The organism is Methanobrevibacter sp. (assembly GCF_045646045.1).
GTDB lineage: Archaea > Methanobacteriota > Methanobacteria > Methanobacteriales > Methanobacteriaceae > Methanocatella.
The window spans coordinates 1-4,340 of sequence record NZ_JAZRJY010000072.1 but is presented as its reverse complement, the minus strand read 5'-3'; the positions used below and the strand labels follow the sequence as shown (position 1 = coordinate 4,340).

Here is a 4,340-nt window from a genome sequence, read left to right as displayed (position 1 = left end):
TGTCAACTTTGCTGCAGGAGGTATCGCAACACCTGCAGATGCTTCTTTGATGATGCAATTAGGATCTGACGGTATTTTTGTAGGTTCAGGAATATTCAAATCAAATAATCCTGAAGCATTCGCAAAGGCAATTGTTGAAGCGACTGCAAACTATGATAAGCCAGAAGTGTTGGCTGAAGTGTCTAAAGGATTGGGTCAGGCAATGAAAGGAATAGAAATGTCCACATTAACTGAATCCGATAGGATGCAGGATAGAGGAATCTAAACCTCTTTATATTTTTTTTATTTTTGAATTCAAAAAAAGATTATTGGCCAAAATATCTGGAATTGGTGTTAAAATGGTAAAAATTGGAATACTAAATTTACAGGGTGCAGTTTCAGAGCATTATGACATGACTAAAAAAGCAATTGGAAAGTTGGGAGTGGATATTGAAGTCAAATCAGTTAAATATGCTGAAGATATCGAAACATGCGATGGAATAATAATCTCCGGTGGGGAAAGCACAGTAATAGGCAAACTCATTCACGAAAGAGGAATAGACAAGGTAATTAAACAAAACAATATTCCTGTATTTGGAACTTGTGCCGGAATGGTTTTGCTTGGTAAAAAGACAGATTTTGACCAACCATTAATGGGATTGATGGATATTTCAGTTAAAAGAAATAGGTATGGCAGCCAAAAGAATTCCTTTGAAGCACCAATTGAAATATTCGGGCAAGAATATTTGGGAGTGTTCATTAGGGCTCCCTCACTTGAATCTTATGACCGAACCAAAAAGGACATTAAGATTTTATCAAAATTTGATGGTGAAATAATAGCTATTCAACAAGGCCGAAATATTGCAATATCATTTCATCCTGAATTGACCGATGATACATTGATTCATGAATATTTCATTAAAGAGGTTTTGGCAATTTAGACTATATCTGTTTTCCATCTTTTTTTAATGGGATGGATTATTTTTACATGAAAAATTTAAATTTTCTATAAAATGCTTAAAAACAGTAACCTTTAAATACTATGAAATTCTAACTTAAATTCACCAGACTACTTTTATAACAATAGTTATAAAAATTTGTACAAACAATAGATAGAGGTGTAAAATTATGTGTAGTTGTAAAGATATGAAAATGAATTGTTGTCACATGTGTATGCCTTGGTCATGCGTATGTAAATTTTTTAGCTATTGTCAATTTACAGAATTTTTCCATTAATTTTATTATGGATATCTTTTTAAATTATGAAAAATATTTTTTTAAAATATGATAATGGAATAGACTTTTAATTAAACTGTTATGAGGAGTTTAATTAAATTTTGTAACAGTTGCTTATTAAGATTGAAGATATATTGCCTTAATATAACAATTGTTATATGATATCTTGGAGGTGTAGCATATGGTTTGTGGACATGGTAAAAATCGTGGAAATGGATCATGCAGAAAAAATAAAATCAAGAGAATATTAGATTTAGATAAAGACACTTGTCCGAATAGGGAACAACGTGCAAATGGTACTAATGTTTATTATGGAAAGGCATCTGAATTGTTGCAGGATGCAAAAGATGGAAATATCAAGATTCCGGATAGAAAATTCCAGCAATCTGGTGGTTGTGTTTTAAATTTTTATCTTTCCAATCGTGTAACAACTATTCGTGATTCAGTTACTATATTTAATGCTCCTGTTGGATGTTCTGCAGGAACTTTAGGTTATCGTGAATTATATAGGGGCGTGCCTGAATCATTAGGAAGAACAAATGAATATAATAATGCTTGGTTAACTACTAACTTGCAGCAGGATGATGTAGTTTACGGTGCTTCTGAAAAATTAAGGGACGCAATTTTAAAAGCAGAAGAACGTTACAATCCTCAAGCAATATTCATATTGACATCATGTACCACAGGAATTATTGGTGAGGATATTGAAGGAACAGTCGATGAAGTGCAACCTGAAGTAAACGCTACAATTGTTCCTATTCATTGTGAAGGAATAAGAAGCAGACTTGTACAAACAGGCTATGATGCATTTTGGCATGCTATTTTAAAATACTTGGTAAAAGAACCTGAGAAAAAGCAAGAGGATCTTGTTAATGTAGCAAGTATGTTATCATACACCTGGCAGGACAGGCTTGAAATCAAAAGGTTGCTCGGTAAATTAGGTTTAAGAGTAAATTTCATTCCTGAGTTTGCAACAGTATCTGACTTTGAACAATTATCTGAAGCGGCTGTAACTGCTCCTATTTGTCCAACATATACTGATTATCTTTCAAGAGGATTAGAACAAAAATTTGGAGTTCCATATTTCCTTTATCCTTCCCCAACAGGCATTTCCAGCACTGATGAATGGTTAAGAAACATTGCAAAGTATACTGGAAAAGAAGATGAAGTTGAAAAATTAATTGAAGAGGAACATAAAATTTGGAAACCTAAGCTAAAAGCTATTCAGGACGAATTTGTAAGTTTAAGAAAAAACGGTAAAAAACCGACAGTTTTAGGTTCTCTTGGTCAAGGAAGATTGGTGTCTCAAATGCCTTACTTTGACGAATTAGGATTAGCAACCCCTGCCGCAATGGCACAGGATTTCGATGACTTGTTAATTGAAGAATTAGAAGACATCATTGAAAAAAATGGGGATTTCCAATTAATGGTTAATACATTCCAAGCTGCAGAGCAAGCAAATGTAACAACTAATTTGGATCCTGATTTGACATTAACCTGTCCGTTCCAAGGTGGAACTTGGGAAAGAGACAATAATGTAACTAGGATTCACTCATTAAGGGGAGATCCAGAGCCTACCAGTGCTCAAACAGGGTATGCCGGTGCAATAGCATTTGGTAACTTCTTGTTACATGCGTTTAAAAACAAATCCTATCATAAGACTTTGGCTGAAAAAACAGAAAAAAGTTATAAAGATTGGTGGTATGAACAGGACAACCCATTGTACTATTTAAATGAGGGCAAATAGTTGGACAGAATTTTAATTTATTAAAGGAGATGATTACTTGTCTATTGAAGAAACTTTAGAAAATAAATCAGGTATAGATACTAAAATCAATCATTTTGAAAGTGAATCTGTTGAAGCGCCTAGATACAGTTGTGCTCTTGCAGGTGTTTACGGTACTACATTAGGTATTCGAGGCGGAATTCCAATTTTGCATTCTGGTGCGGGTTGTGGTGTAGGCCAATTGTTTGGAACTTTGTATGCCGGTGGTGAATCAGCTGGTGGAAATGAAGGAGGAACAAGTACTCCATGTTCCTGTTTGGTAGAGGAACATGTAATATTAGGTGGTGAAGAAAAGCTTAGAAATTTAATTGAATCCACAATTGAAATAGCTAACGATGAGTTATTCGTTGTAACTTCTGGATGTGTTCCTTCATTAATTGGTGATGATGTTGATCAGGTTGTAGAGGAATTTAGAGATCAGGCTGCAGTAATACATGTTAATGCACCAGGTTTTAAAGCCAATTCTCCAGAAGGATATAATTTATTCTGGGATGCAATCATTGATCAGTTATTGCCGGATGAGGCTGGCAAAATTGAGGAAAAAACTGTTAATATTTTTGGTGTTGTTCCATATAATCATGTTTACTGGAAAGGCGATTTATTAACAATCAAGACATTATTAGAATCAATAGGTATTAAGGCCAACATTATTTTTTCAGAAAAAAATGGTTTGGACCATATTAATAAAATACCTCAGGCGAAATTCAATATTGTTGTAAATCCATGGTTGGGAGTTAGAGCCGTAGAAAAATTAGAAAAAAAATACGGAACTCCTTTTATCAAATTTCCGAATGTTCCTGTTGGTGCAAAACAAACTGCACAGTTCTTAAGAACTGTTGGTGAAAAGTTGGATGTACCAAGTGAAAAAGTGGAAGAGTTCATTGCACAAAAAGAAGACTGGTATTACAGGTTAATGGAATATCCTGGTGATGCAATTATTTTAGTACGTCCAAATTCTTTTTATGCTGTTGCAGCTGAAAGTAGTTATGCAATCGCATTTACAAAATTCTTAGCTAATGAACTTGGATATTTGCCGGATATAGTTCAAATAACTGATAACCCTCCAGTAGAGGTAAGAGAAGAGATATTGTCTGAAATCAGGAATAATTTAGATACCGTCGTTCAGCCGGATATTATATTTGAAGCAGATACTTATAAAATTAGGAAAAACTTGGAAGATAGACCATTTTTATTTTTATTTTCCAGTTCGATAGAGGCTCCAACTTCAATTGAGGATTATAATGCTTTGCACATTCCGATTTCATATCCAATATATAACAGGTCTGTTCTGGCAAAGCATTATGGTGGATATGACGGTGGATTAACTGTAGTGGAAGAT

At 34.1% G+C, this 4,340-nt stretch carries 3 protein-coding genes and 1 pseudogene; all 4 read left to right on the top strand.

What is annotated here, in order from left to right; all coding sequences use genetic code 11:
- A pseudogene (locus ACKI5C_RS04665) lies at positions 1–265 on the top strand (pyridoxal 5'-phosphate synthase lyase subunit PdxS); the annotation flags it as partial.
- 73 nt (positions 266–338) lie between these two features.
- Positions 339–920, top strand: a complete 582-nt coding sequence (pdxT, locus tag ACKI5C_RS04660; RefSeq protein ID WP_407432042.1) for a pyridoxal 5'-phosphate synthase glutaminase subunit PdxT — start codon at positions 339–341, stop codon at positions 918–920.
- A gap of 476 nt (positions 921–1,396) precedes the next feature.
- On the top strand, positions 1,397–2,962 hold the full coding sequence (locus ACKI5C_RS04655; protein WP_407432041.1) for a nitrogenase component 1: 1,566 nt from the start codon (positions 1,397–1,399) through the stop codon (positions 2,960–2,962).
- Positions 2,963–2,999: 37 nt separating this feature from the next.
- Positions 3,000–4,340 (top strand): nitrogenase component 1 (locus tag ACKI5C_RS04650; protein WP_407432040.1); only part of this gene is annotated, 1,341 nt, incomplete at its 3' end.

What these genes read in the sequence shown, in the direction of transcription:
- pdxT (WP_407432042.1), top strand. Translation starts at nt 339, where the DNA reads ATGGTAAAAATTGGAATACTAAATTTACAGGGTGCAGTTTCAGAGCAT.
- ACKI5C_RS04655 (WP_407432041.1), top strand. Translation starts at nt 1,397, where the DNA reads ATGGTTTGTGGACATGGTAAAAATCGTGGAAATGGATCATGCAGAAAA.